General features: G+C 37.8%; 23 protein-coding genes. 7 read left to right on the forward strand and 16 right to left on the reverse strand.

Features of this window, described 5'->3' with window-relative positions:
• Window positions 1-319 precede the first annotated feature (319 nt).
• The 12 genes from FJ213_05170 to FJ213_05225 form a co-directional block, all read right to left on the reverse strand.
• Window positions 320-1,117 (reverse strand): hypothetical protein, encoded by a 798-nt coding sequence (locus tag FJ213_05170; GenBank protein ID MBM4175550.1) that lies wholly within the window; start codon window positions 1,115-1,117, stop codon window positions 320-322.
• 3 nt (window positions 1,118-1,120) lie between these two features.
• Window positions 1,121-2,464, reverse strand: a complete 1,344-nt coding sequence (locus FJ213_05175) for a serine protease (protein MBM4175551.1) — start codon at window positions 2,462-2,464, stop codon at window positions 1,121-1,123.
• Complete coding sequence (locus FJ213_05180) at window positions 2,403-3,335, reverse strand: NAD(P)-dependent alcohol dehydrogenase (protein MBM4175552.1); 933 nt, start codon at window positions 3,333-3,335, stop codon at window positions 2,403-2,405. Before FJ213_05180 ends, FJ213_05175 begins: the two co-directional genes overlap by 62 nt.
• An 18-nt stretch (window positions 3,336-3,353) precedes the next feature.
• On the reverse strand, window positions 3,354-4,406 hold the full coding sequence (locus FJ213_05185) for a beta-lactamase family protein (protein ID MBM4175553.1): 1,053 nt from the start codon (window positions 4,404-4,406) through the stop codon (window positions 3,354-3,356).
• 239 nt (window positions 4,407-4,645) lie between these two features.
• Window positions 4,646-5,122, reverse strand: coding sequence for a hypothetical protein (locus FJ213_05190; protein MBM4175554.1), 477 nt, complete (start codon window positions 5,120-5,122; stop codon window positions 4,646-4,648).
• Window positions 5,119-6,648 carry a hypothetical protein gene (locus tag FJ213_05195; GenBank protein MBM4175555.1) on the reverse strand — a complete coding sequence of 510 codons (1,530 nt, stop codon included), beginning with the start codon at window positions 6,646-6,648 and terminating at the stop codon, window positions 5,119-5,121. The genes FJ213_05190 and FJ213_05195 overlap by 4 nt, the downstream gene beginning before the upstream one ends.
• A gap of 114 nt (window positions 6,649-6,762) precedes the next feature.
• A complete protein-coding gene (locus tag FJ213_05200; protein MBM4175556.1) occupies window positions 6,763-7,176 on the reverse strand; it encodes a hypothetical protein in 414 nt (137 codons plus the stop codon).
• Window positions 7,177-7,375: 199 nt separating this feature from the next.
• Entirely contained in the window at window positions 7,376-8,440 is a 1,065-nt protein-coding gene (locus FJ213_05205) for an HlyC/CorC family transporter (protein ID MBM4175557.1), read from the reverse strand.
• 141 nt (window positions 8,441-8,581) lie between these two features.
• Entirely contained in the window at window positions 8,582-9,403 is an 822-nt protein-coding gene (locus FJ213_05210; GenBank protein MBM4175558.1) for an integrase, read from the reverse strand.
• Window positions 9,404-9,780: 377 nt separating this feature from the next.
• The gene (locus tag FJ213_05215) at window positions 9,781-10,800 is read right to left on the reverse strand and encodes a T9SS type A sorting domain-containing protein (protein ID MBM4175559.1); all 1,020 of its coding nucleotides are present in this window, start codon (window positions 10,798-10,800) and stop codon (window positions 9,781-9,783) included.
• A gap of 400 nt (window positions 10,801-11,200) precedes the next feature.
• The gene (locus FJ213_05220; protein ID MBM4175560.1) at window positions 11,201-11,746 is read right to left on the reverse strand and encodes a hypothetical protein; all 546 of its coding nucleotides are present in this window, start codon (window positions 11,744-11,746) and stop codon (window positions 11,201-11,203) included.
• Window positions 11,747-11,763: 17 nt separating this feature from the next.
• A complete protein-coding gene (locus tag FJ213_05225) occupies window positions 11,764-12,645 on the reverse strand; it encodes a hypothetical protein (protein MBM4175561.1) in 882 nt (293 codons plus the stop codon).
• A 245-nt stretch (window positions 12,646-12,890) separates the two neighbouring features.
• Here FJ213_05225 and FJ213_05230 point away from each other — a divergent pair, with 245 nt between their 5' ends.
• The 3 genes from FJ213_05230 to FJ213_05240 all read left to right on the forward strand — a co-directional run bounded on the left by FJ213_05230 (window position 12,891) and on the right by FJ213_05240 (window position 16,284).
• Window positions 12,891-13,949 carry a VWA domain-containing protein gene (locus FJ213_05230; protein ID MBM4175562.1) on the forward strand — a complete coding sequence of 353 codons (1,059 nt, stop codon included), beginning with the start codon at window positions 12,891-12,893 and terminating at the stop codon, window positions 13,947-13,949.
• Between the two features lie 177 nt (window positions 13,950-14,126).
• Window positions 14,127-14,828, forward strand: coding sequence for a MerR family transcriptional regulator (locus FJ213_05235; protein ID MBM4175563.1), 702 nt, complete (start codon window positions 14,127-14,129; stop codon window positions 14,826-14,828).
• 19 nt (window positions 14,829-14,847) lie between these two features.
• Window positions 14,848-16,284, forward strand: a complete 1,437-nt coding sequence (locus tag FJ213_05240; GenBank protein MBM4175564.1) for a B12-binding domain-containing radical SAM protein — start codon at window positions 14,848-14,850, stop codon at window positions 16,282-16,284.
• 144 nt (window positions 16,285-16,428) lie between these two features.
• Here FJ213_05240 and glnA read toward each other — a convergent pair whose 3' ends face one another.
• The 4 genes from glnA to FJ213_05260 all read right to left on the reverse strand — a co-directional run bounded on the left by glnA (window position 16,429) and on the right by FJ213_05260 (window position 22,119).
• Window positions 16,429-17,814: a type I glutamate--ammonia ligase gene (glnA, locus tag FJ213_05245; GenBank protein ID MBM4175565.1), complete on the reverse strand. Its 1,386-nt coding sequence runs from the start codon at window positions 17,812-17,814 to the stop codon at window positions 16,429-16,431.
• Window positions 17,815-17,869: 55 nt separating this feature from the next.
• On the reverse strand, window positions 17,870-19,444 hold the full coding sequence (locus tag FJ213_05250; protein ID MBM4175566.1) for an insulinase family protein: 1,575 nt from the start codon (window positions 19,442-19,444) through the stop codon (window positions 17,870-17,872).
• Window positions 19,365-20,699: an insulinase family protein gene (locus FJ213_05255; GenBank protein MBM4175567.1), complete on the reverse strand. Its 1,335-nt coding sequence runs from the start codon at window positions 20,697-20,699 to the stop codon at window positions 19,365-19,367. Before FJ213_05255 ends, FJ213_05250 begins: the two co-directional genes overlap by 80 nt.
• A 127-nt stretch (window positions 20,700-20,826) precedes the next feature.
• Entirely contained in the window at window positions 20,827-22,119 is a 1,293-nt protein-coding gene (locus FJ213_05260) for a phosphopyruvate hydratase (GenBank protein ID MBM4175568.1), read from the reverse strand.
• 255 nt (window positions 22,120-22,374) lie between these two features.
• Between FJ213_05260 and FJ213_05265 the strand changes: the two genes are divergently transcribed.
• The 4 genes from FJ213_05265 to FJ213_05280 all read left to right on the forward strand — a co-directional run bounded on the left by FJ213_05265 (window position 22,375) and on the right by FJ213_05280 (window position 26,981).
• A complete protein-coding gene (locus FJ213_05265; GenBank protein ID MBM4175569.1) occupies window positions 22,375-23,352 on the forward strand; it encodes a sodium-dependent bicarbonate transport family permease in 978 nt (325 codons plus the stop codon).
• A gap of 1 nt (window position 23,353) precedes the next feature.
• Window positions 23,354-23,647, forward strand: coding sequence for a transcriptional regulator (locus tag FJ213_05270; GenBank protein MBM4175570.1), 294 nt, complete (start codon window positions 23,354-23,356; stop codon window positions 23,645-23,647).
• Between the two features lie 215 nt (window positions 23,648-23,862).
• On the forward strand, window positions 23,863-25,326 hold the full coding sequence (locus FJ213_05275) for an NADP-dependent isocitrate dehydrogenase (protein MBM4175571.1): 1,464 nt from the start codon (window positions 23,863-23,865) through the stop codon (window positions 25,324-25,326).
• Window positions 25,327-25,577: 251 nt separating this feature from the next.
• Entirely contained in the window at window positions 25,578-26,981 is a 1,404-nt protein-coding gene (locus tag FJ213_05280) for a cysteine--tRNA ligase (protein ID MBM4175572.1), read from the forward strand.

A 26,981-nucleotide genomic window follows, 5' to 3' on the forward strand; every position in this document is an offset into this window, starting at 1 on the left:
TTGTTGCATAAAGATTTATCCTTTCGTTTTCGAGTAGGAGTTATCAGACTCGAAAAACTTCGAGACGGTCACAGGCGAACTCCATCGCCCTTTGTTTATTAATGAGGCGGCACAATGACGCCTAACGTTTGGCAAAACACCGCAGTGATGTTGCGAACTCAAAAACGATGTGGCGACCGCCGCTATGAAAGACAAATTTTCTTGCGGCGGGCGACACAAACCATATTCGTGAGCAACAGCATTGAGCGACAACTATAATTCCTTTTCAAATGTTGGAGCGTCGTTGTTGGGCGTGTTATGTGAAGTGCGCCAACGGTCATTATGCAATCTTTGATTTCTTCGCTAAGTATGTTGCAACAACAGCGGAGAGACCGACAATCAATTCAGCTTCTTCGCGAGTCGGGATTCGTCCCTCGCGAAGATGTCTGGCCATCTCGGAAGCATAACCCCACGCTTTGGAAACAGAATCGTCCAAAGGTTTGGGAAGTAAATCGGGATAACGCTTGAGAATATCACCAAGTGTGGCCTTGTCGTTGCTTACATCTCGGGCAACACATTCGAGCGCGGCCATTGCATGCTGAACTGCGCCTGTTAGATCAGCCTCAGGTCTGCGTGAGAGATCTCGAAGTGCCTCATGAATCTCGCTCTTAGCGGTAGTTCTCTTTGATGCCTCAAGAGCTTCAACCGCATTATTAACTGCGGACTCAAATGATTCTGATCCTCGCGTTTCAATGATTCCTCCAACCATTTGCCAGCCAATGCCCGCTAGGCGGAAGAACGAGTTTATCTCGTCTTGAAACTGATTGGCTTGGCCCATTTGAAGGAGAGAGCGATATATTTCTTCTGTGATATCGTATACATAGAACCACTCACAACTCTGAACAAGCTGACTTACTTCGTAGTCTATATTGGGATATTCAGACCAGTTGTTTGAATCTGGAATCTCCCGAAGAACTCTACAAATGATTTCCCTGAGATTCGATGGCTTCAGACCCAGTTCTTTTGCAATCTGAATGACAGCACCTCGAAATCGTGCTGGAGCATCTTCACGTATTGTGATTTCCCTCTCCTGTCCGGAAAGACTATGTCTACTGGAGAAGCGTGGTTGCTGTGCCATTCATTAATCCTCAACAAGCTCAAAATATAGAATGCGAAACTCAACTGTCGTGGAGGGAGTATCGTCCGCCATGAACTGATTCTCAGGCGATGTTCTTGTTGTGAGCTTCTTTATGCTTGGGTCAACTGCGCCCGTAACTCGCCTTGCTAAGCCGGCTGGCACAAGCTGTTTGTATTCTATTGGATCTATGTCGATAACGTTGCCATCACGTCCGTAGAAGATGATCAGGCCGTATATGTTTCTCACATTAGTTCTGGAAACATTGCGCAAGGAATAGGAATAGTCTCCATAGCTCCAAAGAGTTTTTCGTGGATCGCCGTTCCACCGGAACTCGGAACCAACGATAGCGTCTTGCTGCGATCCCGACTCAAGGTATCGAAACAGGCCAACCTCTTTTTTCTGTAATTGAGTGAAGGGCTTTGGATGTTCACTGCCTACAACGGAAGGAAGGAAAGTGGAGGGAATGCAAAAATTGAGATTCTGTCCTCCCTTGAGTGTGGCAACAGCCACACCAATTACGTACCCCTTTTCATTAACGATGGGGCCTCCACTTGAACCGGGAGAAATCGGCGCGGTTATCTGAATCAGTTTGCTGCTGCTAGTTTCATCAAGCGTGCGGATTCCGCTCACGATTCCCTGAGAGAAAGTGCCCTCAAGACCTCTCGGATTGCCGATTGCATACACGACCTCTCCGATTTCGGGCAATTGGGTTAGAACCTTGACGGTCTTACCTTTCAGATCCGGAACAGAGAGAACAGCAATATCATTTGTTTCATCTACGTGGATTACACCGATAATCTCGCACTTCTGCTTCTTGTTCACGAGTTTTGCATAACCGCTCTTCGCTCCACGGATGACATGGTAGTTCGTTACAATGAAGCCCTCCTTTAGGATGAATCCGCTTCCGAATGCTAATGGTTGCCTATTCTCGTCTTCCGTCGATATCAGAACAGTGGATTCGAACAACTCCTTTGCAATCTCTTTGGGCTTTTGCGAAAGAGCGAGGGTCGGAAACAGAAACGAAAAGAGAATGAAACAAATAATGGCTTTCACATTGACGTTGGTTATTGATGGTATCATCGGTTTTTGTTCTCCGAATAGTTGGCGCATTTCACATAACGTTTGGCGTAACAACGCAACGCTGGAGCGAACTCCGATAAATCCAATTCCGTGAGCGAAAGCGTTGAGCCACAATAATCTCCTATCAAATGATGGCGACGTTGTTACGCTTGTTAGCTGCCGCGTAGCCGTCATGAGATGATTATGCAGGTGACTGTCCATGTAGTCAGTTAACCTTAATTGCAACATTACCTTTCTTGTGTCCTTGTTCAACATACCTATGAGCATCGATGATATGCTCAAGAGGGAAGCACTTGTCGGTGATTGGTTTGACTACGCCAGATTCTATGAGTTCCCTTATCCTGCCCAAGCGCTCTGAGCTACAAATGAGTGCGCTGTCGTCTATAGAGAGAAATTTGTGCTTGTCCGACATCCGGGCCCTGCAAGCCTGTTTCAATTCAGAAGTTCTTGCTTTTCCGACAGCGTCGAGCACGTAGTTGTATTCTTCCAACTTGGCGAGAGAATCTTTGTGGGTATAATCCAGCGTTTTGTCTGCCCCCAATGATTTTACAAGATCGATTTTCTCTGTACTGCATACACCTGTTACTTCCGCACCAAGATGTTTTGCGTACTGGACGGCTATGGTACCAGAAGTCCCAGACGCGCCATAGATGAGAACCTTTTGTTTAGGTTGGATATGTGCTTGTTCAAGGAACTGCAAAGCGAGAAGACCACCGTATGCAGCTGAAGTTGCATCTTCAAAACCGATATTGCGCGGCTTTAGCGCAATACATCCCTGCTTAGAATCCGTTTCTTTCATGCACTTGTAGTCTGCATATGCTCCAAGTGAAAAACCTGTTAGCCCGAATATTTGATCACCAACTTGGAAACGTCGTATTTTCGAGCCCACTTGTACAATTTCTCCAGACAATACTTCTCCGAGGATATCGTTCCTCGGTCTCGTAATGCCGATCATGATCCGCATCGGAATCCGAAACCTCAGCGGGATATCAGAACTGCGGATAAAGATGTCACTATTCGTTACTGAGGCTGCAAATACCTTTATGAGGACTTCGTCATCGTTGGGCACGGGTACGTCACGCTCTACTATCTTAAATACTTCAGGTGGACCATACTTGGTGCAGATTGCTGCTTTCATTTTGTTCATTTTTCGCTCCTAAGGGTACTGAATGCTAAGGACTATGAGTCTCTGGAACAGATCGCTCAATTGTGACGGTCCAATATTATGGGCTGAAGCGATGTAGAAAATTGATCCCCTGACGCGAGCGAGAATCATTTGGCACGGTCCCATGTTACCTTCGTACACTACTGCCTCACCCAGACCGGCGAAGTTTGATTTGCCAAATACTCCGAGTCCAAGTAAGTGGTCGCTGGTCTCATCGGAAACCGAGCCTCCGGCCGAGTACCATCGGGTCATTATCTTGAATTCTGGTTGTGTAGAGATATATGCGAAAGTGCGCATCGCATCAGTAGCACTTCCGATGAAACCGCCTGCGTAGCCGGGAGAAATCCAGTGGTACGGCCATGGCTTTGGATAACCTCGTGGATAATTTCCTTTCCCGTCGTCGATTCTGAGCGACACCGCATATGCACCGAAATACTGGCGGAATAGTTGCTGAACTGTCTTGCCTGTATGTAATTCGAGGATGCGACCGACAATGTTGAAGTTCGTATTGGAATACTCGAATCCAGTACCGGGAGAAAAAAGCAATGGTTGGTTGCGATATGCACAATCGATGGAATTCGTAGGAGTAATTGCCGAATCTGAGTGGATAGGTATTAGTGGTACATAGTCGCGAATCCCGCTGGAGTTTAGCAACAAGTGATTGATGGTGATAACGTGTGACTTAGTGAATCCACTGTCTTCGGGAAACCAGCGATCAATCGTTGTACCGAGATCGATTCTTTCTTTCAAAACGATGAATGCAAGGCAGGGTTTTGATGTGGGGCATCCAAGTCTCAAATCATTCTTCTCGTCAATTGCTCCCTCTGTCCAGATTCGGGCGTTGGTATTCAGGCTATCGAGCCTTCCAAAAAGTATTCCAGCAACCCCACTCGTATCTGTTTGGAGAAAACTAGAAAGCACGGTTGTCAGGCTATCCTTCTTATCTCCTTTGACAACTGAGAAAGAGATGGAGAAGCTAAAAGCTATAAAAAAGAGAAGAAGCCCAAAGGCTCTTATCCTGGATTGTGTTAGTTGCTTGTTCATAATTGTTCTCCTAAGCTTTCTTACGGCCAGCCGTGACGCATAATGTTGCTCATAAAGTCTACATGAGGGCGAACGTGATGATAAACCGCTTAACTTCCAGCTCGGCTGCGTGGCAGCTAACGTGTCGGCAAATTACGCCGCCGTTTTGCGAACTATCAAATGACAAATTTCTCGTGAGCAAAACGGTGGAACGAATACAATAACTCATCTCAATAAAATGAGTGACGTAATTTGCCGTGTTAGGCGAAGCGGCGGCGAACGTTTTTGTTCTCATTTTTATCACCTTGCGTCTGCTTTATAGGCACTTTGTTCTCTCTGTATTGTGACCAAGGAATTGAGGAATCAACAAGAGAAATAAACGAGAACCTTCGCCTGAATGACAGTATCTTCTCTATTGAACTTTCAGAAGTCGAAATATCACGTGCAACAGTTTCGTTTTGCTTCACAAGATAGAAACCTAGAGAATCTAGGCGTTCAAAAAAAGAAAGGAGATAATCGCCGATAAGCCAAAGGATTCGGGGGTCGGATTTCTGTGCAGACTTTGAAGAAGTGAGGAGCTCCCGAAGAACCCGTACGAGGGAGCCGTAGTCTTGTTCGATGTAACCCAATTCTTGCCGAATACTCTTGCGATTATCGTACAAAGTGTCTACAGAGGTAGTCGCTTTGAGATTACCACCTTGTTTAATAATTCTTATAGGGAGCTTGGGAATTGTCATTGTCGACCCCACGCTCCGAGAAATCGGTTAAGAAATGCAAGAGGAGATTTTTCCGTGTCCAAGAAACTAGAGAGAACCCAAGCTACAGAAAGAGCAATGTGGTAGTTCTCGGATTGGCTATCTGATGCTTTTGTATAAGCTGAATGTGCCTTGTTTATCCAAATGGTACTGTCGGTAAGCCAACCGAGTTCAGGACGATCCGGATCATCATCAAACCCAAGCATTAGACCGGGGCGTTTCCGATGACCTTCATGTTTAGTTCCAGCTTCAGTAGGATCAAGAGAAGGTTCGATGCGTTCACCAGGTAAGTCGCCAGGGGCTACTTCAATTCCTTCTCCAGTCGTCTGTCCACCCCGTGTGCCTGTCATTGTATCAACACCTTGTACGATTTGACCAATATTGGGTGCGTTTGGATCGGGGATGATTCCGGTTATAGGCGTACCTCTGCCTCTCCTTCCTAATAGTGGATTCAGTTCCGGAAATTCCGGGAGTAGGTTGACAATAATTTCTTCGATTTGCTTTTGCAGTGGACGTAGGTCTCGTTCGATTTGCTCTCGTTGAGTGCTGACTTCGCCAAGCTCTCGGAGTATCGGTTCAATTGCTTCTTGGATTGCTTTGCGATAGCGATAGTATTTTTGGAGACTGTTTACGTCTTTCAAGAAGTCGGCTTTATTCAACGTGAGTATTTCCGAGAGTTGAGGTAGTTCAACGATGCCGGTTAGTCGAGCGGGGTTTCGTGGAGTAACGCCAATCCAGTCCCATCCACGCTTGATGACTTTGCCGTAGGTCGAGATGGCAATTCCTCGCTCTTCTTCTGGGAGTTCTTGTTTGTTCTTTGTTAGGAAACCGACGCCAACAGGACTGGCTTTCTTACCAAGCTGAACAAGAAACACGTTTGATGGTTGAGCGTCTTCATGTTCTGGCAGTCTCACAGGAACCTGATTGATTGTAAATTCTACCCCTTGCTTATAAATGTATTTTAGGATTTTCTCCATGAAATCTGGATGCAAGAGAGGATAGAAATGTGTTTGGATAACATTAGCAACGAAGCTGGACTTGAGCAGGTCAGAATCTTTATTGGGAAGCAAAAAAGTCACCGCAGTTCCAGTCGAAGACTTGACTAGATTCCCGGGGGCTACAAGTTGCCATGGTGCTCGTTGCGAATCATCAAGACGCCACGTTGTAGATTTGTGATTGCTTTTGTTCTTTGTTTCTGTGATAACCTTGTCTGAAAGCAGTAGAGAAAGCTTTACTCCGACTCCAGCGAAACCGATTCCCTTGCCCCGTATTTTTGTTGTTGCGGCAATGTCATGGTATTCTTCGAAATCTTTCTCAGACATTCCCTTGCCGTTGTCGACAATAGAAAAAGTTTGTTTCGATGAATCAATAAAGAAGTGTATTTGAGAAGCACCAGAATCAAGAGCATTTGCAATGAGTTCAGTAATGATTGCTTCCTCCTGTGGAAAAGGATAACTGTCCCGTATGTCTTCAAGAAGATGCTTAAGATTTACTCTTGTCTCACCCATTGGATTTCCTTAATGTCTGTTCGCCGCCGTTTCGCCTAACGTATGCAATAAAAACGAATGTATGAAGCGAACTATAAATAAATATCGAATACCAAAATGTGAGCGGAATATTTTTCATTCTACGTTTTTATTGCTGTTAGCCGCCGTGCTTATAGTATTAATTGTTTGCCGAAATACGCCGATTAATCCATCGAAAATATTTATGAGTTTATCGGTGACTGAGAATAGAATTATAGTTATTACATTGTAAACAAATAATCCAACGGAGAAAGCAATGAGAACAAAAGATGATAGTGGGCTTGACTTAAAAGACAATAATCCCCAGACAAACATAGCGAGCGACAATACAAAATTGAATATTCGCAGAAGCAATATTAGTCTATTCTTGCCGACGGTTGTGTCTTGGTTTGGTTGGTTTACACTTGGGTTTGCAATAGCCCGCATAGTTTTTACCTGCCAATACGAACCGAACAAGGTAGTCGCAGATGGTATGATGATAATGGCTATGGTTATCCAGTCTATATTCATTTTACTATTTATAGGATATTATGCTTTCGGCATAATAAAATCTTTATCAAAGCATGGCGGCTAACGTTTGCTGCTAAATTTCGTTGGGGAGTTCGAAGCAGCGGTCTTGTCCCCCGCTAAAATAGTTGCCAATATACAAAAATAATTCCTATCTAACCATCTGCCCCAATGGAATTTAGCAGCTGTTAGGTGGCGTTTTTTATTCGTCCTTTTTCTGAATTTGCTCTAAAATATTGTACTTAGTCTGACGAGCCTTCCATCTATCGCGTGCAAACTTTTGCATATCTGTTATGGTATCCTTTTCGTCAATTATTTCTAGACCAAGTAATGTTTCAATTATGTCTTCTAATGTTACAATGCCGTCTAGCCCACCGTATTCATCAACTATCAAAGCGATGTGCTCCTTTTCTTCCAGTAATTTTTCCCAGAGGGTAAAAAGAAACATGGTTTCAGGTACGACTATAATTTCTCTTTTAATATCTCTAAGTTTTAGTTCGTGTTGGTCTTCTGCTAGTTTCTCAAAAACAGATTGCCTAAAAACATAACCCATTATGTTCTCGTCTTTTCCCGAGTAAATGGGAATTCTTGAGAATTTCAAGTAATCCTTATTTTTTAAAAAATCTGCTAACGAAAGATTCTCATCGGCAACTACCAAAACAACTCTGGGCGTCATTATTTCGGTAACCCTAACATTTTTAAGTTTCAGAAGATTCTGAATTATTTTATGTTCTTTGTCGGAAAAAACTCCTTCATCATTCCCAATGCTAGCAAGCGCAGCAATTTCTTCCCTACTCGTTGTTTGCTCTTGACGATTTTTAGAAATGGCTTTTGTTATAAATGCAGAAATCAGAACCAGAGGATAGGTAATAAAAATCATTACACGGATAATCGATGAAGTATACTTCGCCAAACTTCTCCAGTATCTGGCACCAATTGTTTTAGGAAAGATTTCGGTCAGAACTAAGATTAGGATTGTAAGTATTGCTGAAACTAATCCAAAGTATTCATCCCCAAATATTATAACAGCTTGAGCACCTACACCGGCTGCACCAATCGTGTGAGCAACAGTATTCAACGAAAGTATTGCCGACAGTGGTTTGTCAATATTACTCTTGAGTTTTAAAAGTTTATTTGCCCAAGAGTTTCCATTTTCATATTTAACAATCAGAAATGAATTTGGAGTAGAAAGCAAAACAGCCTCCATTATTGAACAAATGAACGAAATAATCAGGGCAAGAAATAGATAGGAAAGAAGTAGTACCATTTTTTCTTTCAAAGATAAATATTTTTCAAAGGAGATTGTTGTTTACATCAGTTCAAAATGCCACCTAACTAGTGTAACAAAGCCATATGGCGTCTTTCATACCAATTTGGTTGGATAAACGCCATAATATTATTTTAACTTTCATTTAATTCCCTTTAACATTACCGCTTTATCTAATGGATTAACAATATTAGTCATAGATTTCTTACTCACGTGTGTATAAATTTCTGTTGTTTTTGAACTGCTGTGTCCAAGCAGTTCTTGTATGAACCTTAAATCTGTTCCGCCTTCTAATAAGTGTGTGGCAAATGAATGCCTAAGTGTATGTACTGTTACTCTTTTTTTAATACCGGTTTTTTCAACAGCACGGTTAAAAACATTTTGTATACTTCTTTCTGCTAAATGTACTCTTCCATTTCCACCTTCAAATAAGAATTCTTTAGGCTTATATTCTTTGTAGTATTGCTTAAGTTTTTCAAGCATGAATTCAGATAACAAAGTATATCTATCCTTTTTACCTTTTGCTTGCCTAATATGTATAAGTTTTCTGATACTATCAATATCTCCTATTTTAATTCTTACGGCTTCACCTACACGTAACCCTGCAGAGTAAATCAACATCAGTAATGTTTTATGTTTTAGGTTATTAATAGAGTTAAATATACTGATCACTTCTTCTTGGCTCAATATATCGGGGAGTTTTTTCTGCTTTTTTGGTCGTGGAATAGAATTAATAATTAAGGGTATTTTATAAAGCTCGATGTAAAGAAATCGAAGAGCATTAATCATTTGATTTATCGAAGATGTTTTCTGTTTCTTATCTTCAATCAAATAAAGCAAATATTTTTTAATCTCATCGTTCAAAATATTTCTTGGGTGAACAGGCTTAAAGTAATTAACAAATGCTCTCAGACAGCTTAAATAAGATTTGATTGTTTTATAACTATAATTCCGTAATCTCATCTCGCTTCGGATGGTTTCAAAAAATCCTGGTGTTTTAGATAGAATTGTTTTCAAATTTTTACTAATCGACTGAGATAAATTTTAAAGCTCCGCTTTGTAAGTCACACTTTAAAAAGAAAATCGCATTTCTATTACACCAACTCAGAGTTTAATTGCCTAATTCTATTTCTACTATGGTAAACCGCCTCAACATACTCAAAGGAATTGTTCTTTTCAAGCAAAAAGGTTGAAAAACGAATTTTTGTAAAAATAGTGAGTTATTGAATAGTAAAACTATAGTGAAACTAAGACTAAGATTCAGATGAAGTATTCAATGATTTTTTACTCGATTAAAACTAAGAGTGGATCAGGAAAGTTTTTACGCTAAGTCAACTGCGTTATTTGAGCAGGATAAATTTCTTTGTAATTGAAAAAGCTCCGGATTTCAATTGGTAATAATATATTCCGCTGGATAATGGATAATGATTCGTCAGTTGATGGATGGAGAATGAAAAATTATGAACGCCACTTTCTTTTAATCCATCCTCTAATGTGGCAACTTCTCTTCCAAGTGCATCGAAGAGTTTTAATGTGACGTGGTCACGGTTCATTAATGAATACCTGATATTGGTCTGTCCGTTGAATGGATTGGGAAAATTTTGTGAGAGATTAAATTCATTGATCGGGGGATTATCGTTCACTTCTGTTGATAAATTCAAAAGCCATTGAATTCCATTTTGAAATATTTTTTTCCTTTCTTCAACGCTTTCATGAACTCCGCCAAGATAGGTTAAGCAATTTTGAGTTAAAACCTTTGCAGGCAAACCATTGTATGCGAGAATAGCATCGTAATCGCCGGATCTTGCAAGAACAACTTCACCGGTATATGTTTGCATTGCTCCATCTATATCAAGAGTATAGGAGAAATTTTCAGCGCTGCCGTAAAATCCATTTGTTACTGGGTGGGTATGATTTACAATTGTTACAGAATCTGTGAAGTTGAAATTAGCTTCACCATAAAGATGCAGCATAGAAGTCCACATACTGGCATGAATACTGTCAAGATTTATTACAGAATAAGCAAGATCATCGCCGATGAAATATACAGGTCTTCCCGAATGATAAAACTGAAAGATTAAATCTACTATCTCATTGTAAATACCGCCTGATTGGTAGCTAAGATCGTTCCAAATTAATAAGTCGCTTCCATCGAGTGTTTCATAAGTAAGCGAATCTTTAACAACATCTGAATTTTGGATACCCATTGATGTGAGGTAGCTTTTGATCGAATCGATTTCATCTGTATAAAAATCGAAGTTCTTAACTATTGTAACTTTTTTTATCGACTGACTGTGCGAATCATGGCTAATCGAAAAGAAAACTATTAATGAAAAAACGATTGCGATCCTATTTCTCATACACACTCCCAAAATTTTTGAAAAGATAAAAATATCCTCATCGGGTCATCTCTCCTAAATAAGCCTGCAGTTCAATCACTTTTGAGAATTATTGATCTTAGATGGTCTTATTTACCTCTTTGCTGTTACCTTCTGAAAACCAATCCAATATGCACAATCGGAAAAATCTTGTCAAGAGGAAAGGTTTTGGAAAATGGTCGTGAAGTTTTTATAAAAGTGCAAAATAAATTTAAGCTGAGGCGGAGACAAAAGTTTAGAGGTGTATTAGAGGATTACTTTTAACTATGGTTCTTAACAGCACAAAAAAGTTTTTTTGTCTTAAAAACGTTGAAAATTTTTTTGTTAATAAATATCGTAGGAACCCATCCGATAAATCTGGATGGGTTTTACGATTCAGAAACTAATCAGAGAGCAATTTAACTTTTAATCTAAAAGCGACATCTGCACTCGCGCGGAAATTAAATGGTGTTGGAGAAATTCCAGTAGCAGAAAGCGTCGCAGTGAAACGTCTATTAGTTGATGTGCTCAAGTAATTATTCATTGCTGTGACTTCTGCATCAGTCAATGTTAATGGAGCCGGCGTAGTAACAAAGTTAGCTATATTCACTCCAGTAAATGTTTTCACAAAAAGTGGTGAACCGGTTAAATTTGCAATAGTGAGAGTTAGATTTCCGGTTGCACCAGTACCGACATCGATTGTTCTGAATGCAGACGTTACAAATTGAATACTTTCGACTTTATCTGCATAATCACGATAGACCTGAGTTGTATCGAGCCAGATTGATTTGCTTACTGATGCTGTCGAGGTCGAACCGCTCACGTTAAATGTTGCAGGCATCCAGATATTAATGTACATAAAATCGAATGCGTCAAGTATACAGCTTTGAAAAGAAAAGCTTGATACGATTGTAAATGCTATTAGTAATGTTGATAAATTCTTTTTCATAATTTCTTTTCCTCCAATTAAAATCCAAATGTTAATCCGCCGGTAAAGACTGACTGAGAGCCAAGACTATAATCGGCGCTTAATGTTAAGAATGCTAAATTCAATGCCCCTCCGACTACTACACGAAATGTATTATCCCCATCAATATCAACGGAAATATTTCTGTCAACTCTTAGCAAAGGATTGCCGCTTGCAGGATCTCCTTTAATCTTGTAATCGAGCTTGAAGTTTGATGATTCATACTGCAATCCGCCATAAGCTGTAAATACACCAAATGATTTACTCGCATGTGCATTGAATGCAAGATTTGTTGATGAAATTAGATTTGTAACTTCAAGTTTATTGTAAAGAACTTGAACTGCAACATCAAGAGGGATCAGCGGGATCCATTGGCTGATATTGTGTTTCACCCCAATTCCAAGAAAATTAAATTCGTTTTCATTGATATTGACAGAGGGAATAAAGCGAACAAGAAGTTCCGTCCCAAATGTGCTAATAGTAGCTTGAGGCACACCAAATGGAACACTTGTTTGATTGAAACCATCAGGATAAGTAACAAAACCGAATGGTCCGGAATAAATTCCCCCTTTGTTTCCCCAAATCGTTGCAGATGGATCACCAGAAGCGTATCCGGTTGGGAGCTTAGGATCAAATGTTAGTTGGTCATTTGGAATAAAGATCATCATTCCTTTAATGCCGATCGAGAATCCAAAAATCTTTGCGACTTTTGCAGAATGAAATCCACCGGAATTTAATCCAGTTCCAAGCGTAGTGACCATTGGCTTTACGTAGCTGATAATATCGTTTTCATCGATTTTACCGAATCGGTCATCTAATTGGGAATACGCCTGTCCAGTTAATAAACCGAAAATTGTAACTATAAAAATTAACTTTTTCAAAGTAACTCCTATATTATTTTTTTAATATTTATAAGCGCCCTCACATATAAAAATAATGTGATTCATTTAGGTGAATAATACAATTTTGTTTATTAAAAAAGAATTCCTTTTTCTTTTTTTATCGATAAATTCTAATTGAACACGATGTGAATGTTAAAATCATTATTCAAAAGAAAAAAATTTATCCGATAATGATTGTAAATCAATAAATATTAAATTTGTATTGAAAATTCTTGGAGATCTGTATGTTTTCGAACTCTATCAGGCTTTTATTTTTACTCTCTGTAATTTTATTAATTTCAAACTGCCGGGAGACTCCTTCTGACAGTGAACTACCTCAAATTCCCCCTGATCCAAGCGGAAGTGTTCCAGTGTTGGTTAGGAATAATTTAGTTCCTTCAGGGAGTTTTGCAACAGTCAATGGTGAAAGAAGAAAATTAAATCTTTCTGGTATAGTCATAAATAATTATTCAGTCGACTTAAAAGGGACAAACGACGCCGGACAGAATGTTTGGATCGAGGTAGACAGCGTGAATAAAGGTATACTCGTAAATAGAGTCAGCCGTGGAAATATTCTTCCTGCTGATGTGGTTTTTTGTGTGGATGTGTCTGGAAGCATGCCAGCTGCCGTGGTTGATTCAATTTTGAACACAATAAGTATTTTCGCAGATGTTTTATATAATTACGGAATAGATTTGAGATTTGGCGGAATTGGCTATGTAGGGGACATTCGAGGATATAAAAATCTTACAGGCGATGTTGCGAATTTTAAAAATTGGGTGCGCTCAACAAAGTTTGAAGATCCATCTACTGAGGTTTTATTTCCGGCTTATGGTTCAAGTTCGCTTTCTCAAAATTCAGTAACAGCAATAAAATTTGCAGATTCTGCTTTTTCGTGGCGAAGCGGAGCTCAGAAAATTTATATTTTATTTACGGATGCACCAGTTAGTCCAAGCTCTCAAGTCAATTGGGCAAATGAATGGGTTGTTGCAAATCAAAAAGGCAAAGCTTCTGTAAATGTTGTATTCTTCGGTGACACCACAAAATATACAAATCAATGGTATCCGCTGAATTTATCGAATCAAAATCCTAAGGACATTGCTTACGCCACAGGCGGAAGCTTCTCGCTCTTTCCCGGAACGGCTGAAGGCTTGGATATTTCCAAACTTCCGATTACAAACGCATTAGCATCAAGTCATTCAATTGAGTTTTTATCAAAATCCGGATCGAGAAAAGTCAGAGTAATTCTTTCAGTCAGTTCGAATTACGACGGGCAATCGAGCTTCGTTGTAAATTTTCCGTAGTTTGATCTTTAAAAAACGGAGGGATAATAATTTTATCCCTCTGCTATAATAAAAAATCTTCCTCAGAAATTTTCGTTTAGGGCATATTTTGTTTGAGTAAAAATATTTTAAAATAGTTCTTGACTTACAGTATACGTTAACGTATACTTGTACAGAAAATATACGTAAAAGGACACAATGAAGAATAATTTTTACACTGAAGAAGAGCTCTTAAACAAAATTTCACTTTCCACGAAAGATTTTGAAGAGCTGAAATCTCATGCACTAATTGCTCCGGTAATTAAAAACAAAGGGAACACGGCCTTGTATGACAGCGATTCTATATTGGCTCTCGAAAAAATTATTCATCTCAAAGAGCTTGGTTATGGGATTGAAGAGATCAAGAAGATAATAAAAAAAGTTGGGCTGCCTGTAAAATCCGAACAAGAGCAAAAAGCAGAAAGCTTGAACTTTATAACAATTGGTGAACTATCTGAAAAGATAGGAGTCAATGCTCGTACTCTGAAGCACTGGGAAGAAAAGGGAATTATTGAGCCTGATGCACGGAGTGAGGGCGGAGTGCGATTGTATCAAGAAATATATGTTTTTTTTGGAGAATTGATTTTAGATCTCCAAATGTTTGGCTATTCGCTTGATGAAATTAAGGAAGTTTCGGATATGTTCAGAGATTTTGTTGCCTTGAGCAGCAAAGAAAATATTTATCCATTAAGTGAGTCAGTCGATAAACTAAAAAAGATGCAGGAAAAAATTACTAACCTTTATTCGAAAATAAAAAAACTTACTGAGGGAATTGAGCGTTGGGATGAACTTCTTAAAAAGAAAAAAAAGGAAATAAATCAATTACTTCAGAAGTATGAAAAACAAAATCCGAAAAAATAATCACGAAAGAAATTAAATGATCAACAGAATATTATTTATAGAACCAAAATCACCTGACCTCCACATTTTTTCAACATTTGCACTTCCGAGATTGGGAACAATCCTTCTTGCAACAATTGCCAAAGAACATGGATATGAGTGTCGAGTATTAATTGAAAATATTGAAGAGCTGAATTCAGAACTGCTTTGGGAATTTGATCTCGTTGCAATTTCTACAATTACTTCAACTGCACCTCGTGCTTACGCCATCGCAGATTATTGCAGGAAAATTGGAATCCCAGTTGTGCTCGGCGGTTCTCATGTAACGTTTTGTAAAGATGAAGCACTCGAGCATGCTGACTTTGTTATTCGTGGTGAAGGAGAAAAAGCTTTTCTGAAATTGGTGGATGCTTTAAATTATGATTACTCCTTGAATGATGTTCCAAACCTTTCCTTCAAAAATGGTTCTGAAATTATTCACAATTCAACCGAAGAACATATCTTCAATCTTGATGAACTTCCTCACCCGGATTTTACTTTGATACAGGGGGGGATGAAGAATTTAAATAACACCCGAATTATTCCTGTTCAAACCTCTCGCGGCTGTCCGTTCGATTGCACATTTTGCTCAGTAACTACGATGTTTGGGCATAAATATCGTTTTAACTCAGTGGAGTATGTCCTCGAAGAAATTTTTGAATACAATGATGATCCAAACAATTTTATTTTCTTTTACGACGATCATTTCCTCGCTAATAGAAAAAGGACAAAACAATTGCTTGAAGAAATGATCAGGAGAAAGTTCAGACTGAAATGGTCTGCACAAGTGAGAGCTGATATTTCGAAAGATGAGGAATTGATTCGATTGATGAAACAGGCAGGCTGTCAGACGGTGTTCATAGGATTTGAATCAACAAATCCTGATAGTTTACTGAGCATGAAGAAAAAGCAAGATGTAAATGACAGTATCCAAGCAATTTACATTTTAAAGAAATACAAAATTGCTATACACGGAATGTTTGTATTTGGATTTGATGAAGACACTGCCAAATCCTGCAATGCGACTATCAAATTTGCGAAGAGACACAAGCTAAGCTCTGTACAGTTTTTATTACTCACTCCATTTCCAGGAACAAGTCTTTATGAAAAATTAATTAATGAAAATCGAATTTTATTGAACGATTGGAGCTTTTACGATGCTCATCATGTAGTTTTTCAACCAAGGAACTTTTCAATTCTGGAATTACAATTAGCTCAAATGAAAGGGCACAAGAAATTTTATTCGCAGATTCAATTGATGAGAAGAATATTTTTATTGCGGATTGAAGAGGCGGTAATCAATATTTATGCTCGGAGATTAAATAGATTCTGGAAGAAGTTGAATAAACCTTATTTGAAGCTTGCAAACCTTGTCAGGAATTCAAAATGTTTCGAAATCAAGTTTAACATCAAAAAGCCAGTAAATATTTTAGAGTAACGATTACCGACTGATGATTCAGCACGATATCTAACTTCAGCTACAAATGAGCCTGCTCTAAATAGGTTGCAGCATTGATTTAGAATCGGATGTTAGTTGAAAAACGAAAAATTTTTTCATCAATTGTACCTTTTTAGATTCGGCTCATAAATTAAAATACATCTTGTATTCGAAAGGATGCGGCATTGTAGCAATTGATTTTATTTCTTCCTCTTTCAACTTAATCCATTGTTCAAGAAGTTTGTCTGTGAATACACTATCGCGTTTCAAAAATTCATTATCCAATTCAAGGGCATCCAAAGCTTCTGCTAAATTTCTTGGGAGAAAGTGAATGGTCTTATCTTTTCCTAAATCAAAAATGTTCGTATCGTACGGACCGAATCCTTCTTGGGAAGGCTCAATCTTATTTATGATTCCATCTAATCCAGCCATCAGCATTGCACTATAACATAAGTATGGGTTTGAGGTTGCATCCGGTGGGCGATATTCCATTCGCGTCATCTTTGGATCGTTAATGTACTTTGGAATTCGTATCGCTGAAGAACGATTTGCTTGGCCAAATGTAATTGCAACCGGAGCTTCGAAACCTGGAACGAGTCGTTTATAAGAATTTGTACTTGGATTTGTAAATGCACACAAAGCAGGTGCATGTTTCAATAATCCGCCGATGTAGTATAAAGCTGTCTTGCTTAGATTTCCGTATTCACCCTTTTTGTAAAATACATTTTTGCTTTTCTTTGTAAGAAATTGATGAACATGAAGTCCATTTCCAGCTTGATGGAACATTGGTTTGGGCATGAAAGTGACGAATAAGTTTTTAATGCGTGATAAATTGAAAAGGGTATACTTGCTGATGATTGTTTTATCTGCCGCCTCGAGAAGATTCATGAAATGAGTTTCTATCTCTTGTTGTCCGCGTTCACCGACTTCATGATGATGATATTTAACTTTTACACCAAATTTTTTCAGATAGCTGCACGCTTCATCACGGAAATCATCGTAGATATCGAACGGATTTGCGGCATGATAGGCGTTTGCATAAAACTCTTCTCCGTGTTCAATTCTATAATAAGACGAAGCTGTGCGAGTATCATATTCAACTTTACTGAAAATGTAAAACTCGAATTCGGGTCCCCACCAAGATCGATCGGCAACGCTGTGTTTCTTCAAAATGCCTTCTGCTTTTTCAGCGATGTATCTGCCGTCTTGTTCAAAACGAGATCTTTTTAAATCAGTTAAATGTATATTCGTAAAGAAACTTAAAGTTGGAGCTTCTCTAAATGGATCGATCACTGCTGTTTCCAAGTCGGGAATTAAAATCATATCACTGTTTTCGACTTTTGAGAATTTATAACTCGAACCGTCGAATCCAACTCCATTCTTCACAATGTCGTCAAGTGTCATATCTGAAATTGGAAGTGAGATGTGATGAAGCTTGCCGATCAAATCGGTGCATTTCAAATCAATCACTTCGATGTGTCGTTTTTTGATCAGTGCATTCAGTTCTGAAATTTTTTTCTTTGTGTTCATATTCATTAATTTATTAATGTAGAGATACAAATCATTGCATCTCTATGGTTATTAATTATTCAAAAACGTTTTCAACGTTTATAATTTTAATTTTGTCTGGATTAATCTTAAAAGAATATTTTTGGATGTCTCTATCTTCATCCAAAATGTGCTGTGAAATATTTGAATGTTGATAAGTCATTGGAGAAACATTGTTCTCTAGAAGATCCTTCATAAACATTTGTGCGTTTTCGGACACTACTGCGACTTTGATATTTTTTGTATTTAAATATTTTCGAACTGCATCATCGACTTGCTTTTTAGAGATCTTTGGCATTTTCTTTGCAATTTCGTCTATGAGATATTTTGTCTTATAGAAGTCTGAGTCCATTTGATATCCAAGTCTGCGTGATTGCGTCTGTACCCAAAGCTTTGAGTAGTTGATTAGAAATTTCTTCGTCTCTTCAAAATCTTTTTCTGGAATTCCATTTTTAATTAGAAGTTCAATTTCCCGAATTGCCATTCGCAGAGAAAAATGCCTGTTCGCATTTGCAACGGGGCGAATCCATACACTGAAAAATTGCTGCTGACGCGGAATGTTCGGAAGCGGAAATGTACTTCCCCCTTCTTGAATAAAATTTTCAATATAAGAGTAGTCACCGTAATTTAATCCGCGGTCACCTCTCATTTTATTCATCAATACTCCATTGAATGTCCTATGCTCTCCGAGATAAGAATTGGCAATCATCAAGGCAAGGAACTCCTTACTCGAACGAGTCAGATTAACGGGAAATCCAAATGAGAGGGCAGTTGAAATTGTTTTCTTTTCAATGAGATTAATTTCAACGTCTTGAATTTTGTTTGGTTGAGTCAGTTTAACAACATTTGTTTTTCCCTTTGGAAGCTTCACAAGATCGAATTTAATTTTGTCGATGAATTTTTTATCAAAGTTACCGGCTATCCCAACAGTTAGATTCGTCTGCGTGTAATATTTCTTATAGAAGTTTTTTGCATCATCGAGATTTATTGAGTTGAGACTCGATATTTTTCCTGCTTCGATATTTCCATATGGATGATTTTCATAAAGCATCTCTTCTAAAACAGCTTTACCGAGATTTTCATCATTCTCATTTCGTAAAGTGTTTTTAATGTAATTCAACTGTAAATCTTTGAGCCGTATAAAATCATTTTCATCCATTCGCGGGTTGGTGATAACCTGTTCAAAAATATTCCAGAATTTTTCAAGATTGTCTTTGTGAATTTCCGCGACAAATGTTGTAACTTCTTTATTCGGGATCACACCGATTCTCCCTGCCATTGGATAAAGTTTTTCGAGCATTTCTTTGTAGGTGACTAAGCCGTATCCGCCTTGTGAAATAAGATCTGCAGTTAATTGGTTTAATCCTTCTTTACCATCTGGTTCGTTTACACTTCCGACTCGGAACTGAATTCTAAACGAGATGATAGGAGAATCTGTAATTTTAATTGAAGTAAATTTCATACTTTGCGCCATAGAGTCAAACATAAATATTTGAAGGAAAATAACTGATAGACTAATAATCTTTTTCATTTTAGTTTCCTCCTGATGTAAGTAATACAACATTCCTGCTTTCACTGCCGAAATATTTTTTTGCTGCAGCTTGAATATCATCCGGAGTGATATTTGATATTGTCGAATAAAATCTGTTCAAACTGATAGGATCGTTAGTCAGGTTAACGTAATAAGAAACTGTCGATGCAACATCATCCGGATTATCAAGCCCGTGAATGAATGAATATTTCAGATTGGAAATTACATCGTTCAATTTCTTTGGAGAGACGGGATTCGATTTTAGCTCATCAATTGCATTGTAGATTGAATTTTTTACCTTATCAATGTCGCCTTCTTTTTTTATTCGCCCATAAATTCGGAATAATGAAGGATCACGGTTCAAAGGCGCGCTTCCAGAAACAAAGTCGACAAGCTTTTCATCGAGAACTAATTTTTGATAAAGTTCAGAGGTCTCTGCAAAGAGAAGCCGTGAGATAACATTCAAAGCAGCAATATCTTTACTGAGATCATTAAACTCTGGGACTTTGTATCCAACATAAAGATAAGGTAAAGTTTTGTGCGGAGCTTTAGCATCAAGCGTCCTTTCTGCTTTTTGTTCGGGCTCTTTGGGAATGTTCGGTATGAAGGAACCTCGTTTCCAATTTCCATAATATTTATCGACAAGTGATTTCGCTTTGTCGAAATTCACATCGCCGACAATTACAACTGTGCAATATTCCGGACGATAGTATCTATCAAAAAATTGAAGACTGTATTCATATTGATTCGGCATTTCTTTTATGTCTTCTAAATAACCAATAGTAGTATGGCGGTAAGTGTGAGAGTTAAAAGCGAGCTTCGACATTTCTTCATTCAAAATTTGAAAAGGATTCATTGCGCTTTTATTGTACTCACCAAGAATTGCACCGGCTTCGGTTTGAAATTGCTCCTTACTGTACTTTAAGTTTTGAAATCTATCTGACTCAATATCGATTATTGTTTCGAGTGCATCTGCACTTGCGACTATATGGTACGCGGTTAAATCCAATGATGTAAACGCATTTGAATCTGCGCCGAGCAATTTCAAAACACGGTTATACTCAACATCTGAATATTTTTCAGTTCCTCGAAACATCATGTGTTCGAAAAAGTGTGCGAATCCTGTTTTGCCTGGTTCAACTTCATTTCTTGAACCTGTACGAACAATTGTGTAATAGGCAACAACGCCAGGACTATTGTATGGGATCACTACAAGATTTAAACCATTATTTAAAGAATATTGTTTAATCTCGTAAGGAAAAATATTTTCAGAGTGCGAAGTCATTGTCAATCCTAAAGAAAAAGTTAATATCAGTATGCTTTTTATAAGTTTCATAATTTTACCTCCTATTTTTTTTTCAAATCCATGAAAACTTGTACTGAGCTAGTTGAAGTATCTGTTCAATCCGCTAAATCCGCATTCTATTTCGTAATTACAGTTTGAATTTAAAACAGTTGAGATTTTATTTCGCACAATTTACAGCAGCAATTCCTAGATACTGTGCGTGAATATCAAGCTCCTCTTCAATTCGCAAAAGTTGATTGTATTTTGCAATACGGTCAGTTCTGCAAGCTGATCCAGTTTTAATCATTCCCGCATTTGTTGCAACGGCAATATCGGCAATAGTTGTATCTTCAGTTTCACCCGAGCGATGGCTGATGATGGAAGTGTATCCGGATTGTCGAGCCATCTCAATTGCATTCAGAGTTTCTGTCAGTGTTCCAATTTGGTTTACTTTAATCAAAATAGAATTACAAATTCCTTTTTCAATTCCTTTTGCTAGAATCTCTGGATTAGTTACAAACACATCATCACCAACAAGTTGGATTTTCGAACCGACAGTATCAGTTAAAAGTTTCCATCCATCCCAATCCAACTCAGACATTCCATCTTCAATAGAAATGATCGGGTATTTCTCCACCCAATTTTTCCAGTAATCGACCATTTTCTCCGACGACAATTCTGATTTATCAGATTTTGAAAAGACATATTTCTTTTTCTTATCGTCATAAAATTCACTCGCTGCTGGATCTAATGCGATTGAAATATCTGTTCCCTCTTTGAATCCAGCGATTTTTATTGCTTCAAGTATAACTTCTATTGCTTCTTCATTTGATTTCAAATTTGGAGCGAAGCCGCCTTCATCACCAACTGCAGTATTATAACCTCTTTTCTTCAGAACAGTTTTTAAGTTATGAAATACCTCAACTCCCATCCGCAGTGATTCTCTGAAAGATTCACCCCCAATGGGCATTATCATAAATTCTTGAAAATCTACATTGTTATCGGCATGTTTGCCTCCATTAATGATATTCATTAATGGAACTGGAAGTACTTTTGCATTTGTCCCCCCGATATATCTATATAGTGGAAGCCCAAGCGCGTAACTTGCAGCTCTTGCTGCTGCTAGCGATGCACCAAGTATTGCATTTGCACCAAGATTTGCTTTGTTTGGAGTGCCATCCAACTCTATCATCATATTGTCAATTCCAATCTGATCTGTTGCATCGAAACCGATTAAATGTTCTGCAATTATTTCATTAATATTTTCTACTGCTTTGAGTACACCTTTTCCTTGATAACGTAATTTGTCTCCATCACGAAGTTCAACAGCTTCAAGCGTTCCGGTTGACGCTCCGCTTGGAATTGCAGCACTTCCAACCGAACCATCTTCAAGATAAACATCTACCTCAACTGTAGGATTTCCTCTTGAATCAAGTATTTCTCTTCCAATTACATCTATAATCGTTGTCATTTTATCTCCTTTGATTGAAAAATTTTATACTAAATTACCGAGAAAGGGATGCAAAGGCAATCCTGCTTCTTTATAGTTATTTGCTTATCAATAGGAATTTATTATTTTATCGCCGAAGTTAAATCAAATCGTAAACTTTTTTCAAATTTCGAAACGAAATTCGATTTAAATATTAACTTAAAGTAAGTCCTTTATAAACAACTTTACAACAATCAATTCTGAACTTGGTCTATAGAAAATAAGTAGGATTATCCGATGAGTCTAGATTTTATCTTATCAAATCTACTTAATCCACCAATTTTATTCTTCTTTTTGGGAATTCTCGCTGTGATTGTTAAATCTGACTTAGATATTCCTCAGCCCGTTCCAAAATTACTCTCCTTATATTTATTGTTTTCAATTGGTTTTCACGGTGGAACTTCATTAGCTAATAGCGGATTGAATCAAGATGTCATTCTAATTCTTTTTGCTGCAATTTTTATGGCGATGTTCGTTCCCATTTGTGCCTTTTTTATTTTAAGGTGGAAATTTGATGTATACAATGCTGCAGCAATTGCTGCTGCTTATGGATCAGTTAGTGCAGTAACTTTTATAACCGCAGGATCATTTTTAAAACAATTACAAATAAGTTATAGCGGACATTTAGTGGCAGGTATGGCTATCATGGAATCTCCTGCGATTGTAATTGGACTTATATTGATCAGGCTATTTACAGGAAAATTCAAACTCAGGGAAAGCATTTTCAGTTTTGCAGAAGTAATTAAAAAATCAATTGTTAACGGATCTGTTTTCTTGCTGATCGGCAGTCTTTTAATTGGATTCATTTCTGGAGAGAAGGGGGATGAAGCCCTTTCACCCTTTACAGATTTAATATTCAAGGGTGTGCTATCATTTTTTCTACTTGATATGGGTTTGATTGCAACAAAGAGAATTAGTGATATAAAGCAAGTTGGGATCTTCAGCACTTCATTCGCAATTATTGTTCCTTTGTTAAATGCTGCCATTGGAATTTTAATCTCGTTTCTAATCGGAGTCTCGAAAGGTGATGCAATGATGTTCACGATTCTTTGTGCAAGTGCATCTTATATAGCTGTTCCAGCTGCTATGCGATACGCTGTACCCGAAGCCAATCCGAGTTTGTACGTTACAATGGCTTTAGTGATTACTTTTCCCATGAATATACTCCTCGGTATTCCAATTTACTATTACGTTATCAATTTAATCTGGATGTAAAATGAAAACTCTAAAAAAAGTAGAAATAATAACGGATTCAATTGTACTGGAAAAAATTACTTCTCTCCTTGAAAAGTTGGAAGTGGGTTATACGGTCATCCCAGAGGTATTTGGTAAGGGAAGTCGTGAAAAAAGATTTGATGATGATGTTACGGATACATTCCGGAATATAATGGTAATAATCTGTTGCGATGAACCAACAGCTGTTAAAATTTCTGAGGGTGTTGAAAAAATAATTCTGGATCGAGGTGGAATTGTATTAATTTATGATGTTGATATGATATATCACGGGTAATTGTTCTGGATTGGAATGCTCATCTTAGAATGAATCTTTCGAATTTTTTCAATAATAAATATTAATTAAACCAACATTTAAATAATAGAAAAAACCAGTGGCATTCGATTCAATTGAGAGTTGTTTTTTGGATTCTTGATGTTTGAAATAAAACTCTTGTAAGTTATCTTTGTCATAGTGAACCACTATTAATTAAACAATTAGAGAGGAATGAAATGACGTACATTACCGAATCGGGAAAGAAATTAGTTACGTTAATCCCAGGCGATGGAATTGGACCTGAGGTTGTTAATTCAGCAAGAAAAATTATTGAAGCTGCTGGTGTAGCGATAGAGTGGGAAGAAAGAGAGGCAGGATTCAGTGTTTTTAAAAAAGGTCTCGAATCCGGTGTTCCAAAAGAAACAATCGAATCAATTGGCAAAACAAGAGTTGTATTAAAAGGCCCTCTTGAAACCCCAGTCGGCTTCGGCGAAAAAAGTGCAAACGTTACACTCCGAAAACTTTTTGAAACATTTGCTAATATTCGGCCCGTTAGAGAACTGCCTGGCATAATCACTCCTTATAGCGGCCGTAATATTGATTTAGTTGTTGTGCGAGAAAATGTTGAAGACCTTTACGCCGGGATTGAGCACATGCAAACTCCAGGCGTTGCCCAATGTCTAAAATTAATTTCCAAAAAAGGTTGTGAAAAGATAATTCGATTAGCCTTTGAATTTGCGATATCAGAAGGAAGAACCAAAGTTCATTGTGCTACTAAATCAAATATCATGAAATTCACAGAAGGCATGCTAAAGAAAACCTTCGAGGAAATTGCACCTGAATATCCAGATATCGAATCTTCACATATAATAATTGATAACTGCGCTCATCAGTTGGTAAAAAAACCTGAGCAGTTTGAAGTGATTGTAACCACAAATATGAATGGTGATATCATCAGCGATTTGACTTCAGCGCTGATCGGCGGATTGGGTTTTGCACCTTCTGCAAATCTCGGTAATGAAGTGGCTATTTTTGAAGCTGTTCATGGTTCTGCGCCAAAATATGCAGGGAAGAATGTGATCAATCCTACCGCTCTTATCTTTTCGGCCATCATGATGCTGAGATATTTGGATGAGTTTGAAGCCGCTTCTAAAATAGAACATGCTGTCCTTGTAACTTTGGAAGAAGGAAAGGTAAAAACTGGTGACGTTGTTGGCTACGATAAGGGAACTCCAACAACAAAATATACTGATACAATAATCGGCAACTTAGGAAAAACTGCTAAGAAATGGAGTGTTCGGGACTATAAGAAAATTAAATTACCAGCTGTAGATAAAGCTCCTGATATTGTTAAGATAGAAAATCATAAATTGATTGGTTCGGACATCTTCATTGAATCTCCACTTTTTCCGGATAGCTTAGGTAAAAGTCTTGACGAGATTTGTAAATCAACTAAATTAAAACTGAAAATGATTTCCAACAGAGGAACAAAGGTATATCCTGCAACAGGTGCAATCACCGATGTTGTAGATCATTATAGATGCAGATTCATCAGACGAGATGAGACTGCCTCACTAAATGATGAAAATATATTTGAACTTTTACAAAAAGTCGCCGCTCTGCACAAATGGATGCATGTTGAAAAATTAAGAGAATTCAATGGGCAGCCATCGTTCACCAAAGCTCAGGGTGAAGATTAAAAAATAAAATTCTTTGGATAAACCCATCAGGTTATTAAGGAATAGCTGCTTCGGCAGTTATTCCTACCGTATTAATTGCACGATAGATATAACAGTGAGTGAAGTCTGAATCTCATAAAAACTTTCCTCTGCCATATTTTCAATTTTATTAATCCAATTTATTAAAGCTTAATGAACCTGCTCTATTAAGCCGATATGTTTTATTAAGTTGAGTTATTCATTATATTTAATAAAAATTATTCAGCATGGCTATAAAGTTTTATAATACTCTCACTAAAAAACTTGAAGAATTCCAACCTCTGATTCCAGAAAAGATTTCAATGTATATGTGCGGACCAACAGTTTACGATTATTTTCACATTGGGAATGCACGTTCATTCGTAATGGCTGATATTATTAATAGATATTTCCGTTATAAGGGATTTGATGTAAAATTTGTGATGAACCTAACGGACATTGATGATAAAATAATTAATAAAGCCATTGAAGAAAAAATTGATGCGAAATTAGTTGCAGAAAAATACACTCGCGCCTTTTTTGAAGACATCGAAAAATTGAAAATCAAACCTGCGGATTTTTATCCAAAAGCTACAGATAATTTTGATGGAATCGTTAATCTAATTTCTAAACTTGTTGAAAATGGAAGTGCTTATGTAGTCGATGGGGATGTTTTTTTTAATGTCGAAAATTTTAATGGGTATGGAAAACTTTCCGGAAAAAAGCTTGAAGATTTAATCAGCGGGGCGCGTGTGGATGTTAATGAGCAAAAGAAAAATCCGGCCGATTTTGCATTATGGAAATCAACAAAACCAGGAGAACCTTTTTGGGAAAGCCCGTGGGGAAAAGGGCGACCTGGATGGCACATTGAATGTTCTGTGATGTCTATGAAAAACCTTGGAGAGACTTTTGATATTCATGCCGGCGGCAACGATTTGATATTTCCACATCACGAAAATGAAATTGCACAAAGTGAAGCTGCTACGAAAAAACCGCTTGCAAGATATTGGATTCACTTTGGCTTTTTGAATATTGATAATCAAAAAATGTCAAAGTCATTGGGAAACTTTTTCACGCTGCGGGATGTACTAAAAAAATTTTCTGCAGAAGCTTTAAGACTTCTATATTGCCAGACTCTTTACAGCGCACCGTTAAATTTTAGCGATGATTTACTCGCTAGTTCAGAAACTGCATTGAAAAGAATAAAAAATACTATCCATCAAATTAATACGTCCTTATATGCTGAAGAAAATCAAGAGAAATTTAGTACAGAAAAATTCATATCTCAGTTTGAAAGTTCAATGGATGATAATTTCAATACTCCGCAGGCTTTAGCAACCATTTTCGATCTGTGCAAGGAAATAAATCTATTTATTTCGAGACATGAAAAATTATCTGAAGAAAATAGAAAACAGATGTTGAGCACAATTAAATTAATTGGAGGAGATGTTTTGGGAATTATAGACTTCACTGAAAAAACCGGGCACGGTGAAACTCTGTTAAATAATTTAATGAATATTATTATTTCTATTCGAAATGACGCTCGAAATGAAAAACGTTTTGAAGTCTCTGATAAAATTAGAGATGAATTGAAAAAACTTCAGATTGAGTTAGAAGATAAAAAAGGGCAAACAACCTGGAAAATAAATAGGAGTTGA

Source organism: Ignavibacteria bacterium (genome assembly GCA_016873845.1).
Taxonomy (GTDB): Bacteria; Bacteroidota; Ignavibacteria; order Ch128b; family Ch128b; genus JAHJVF01.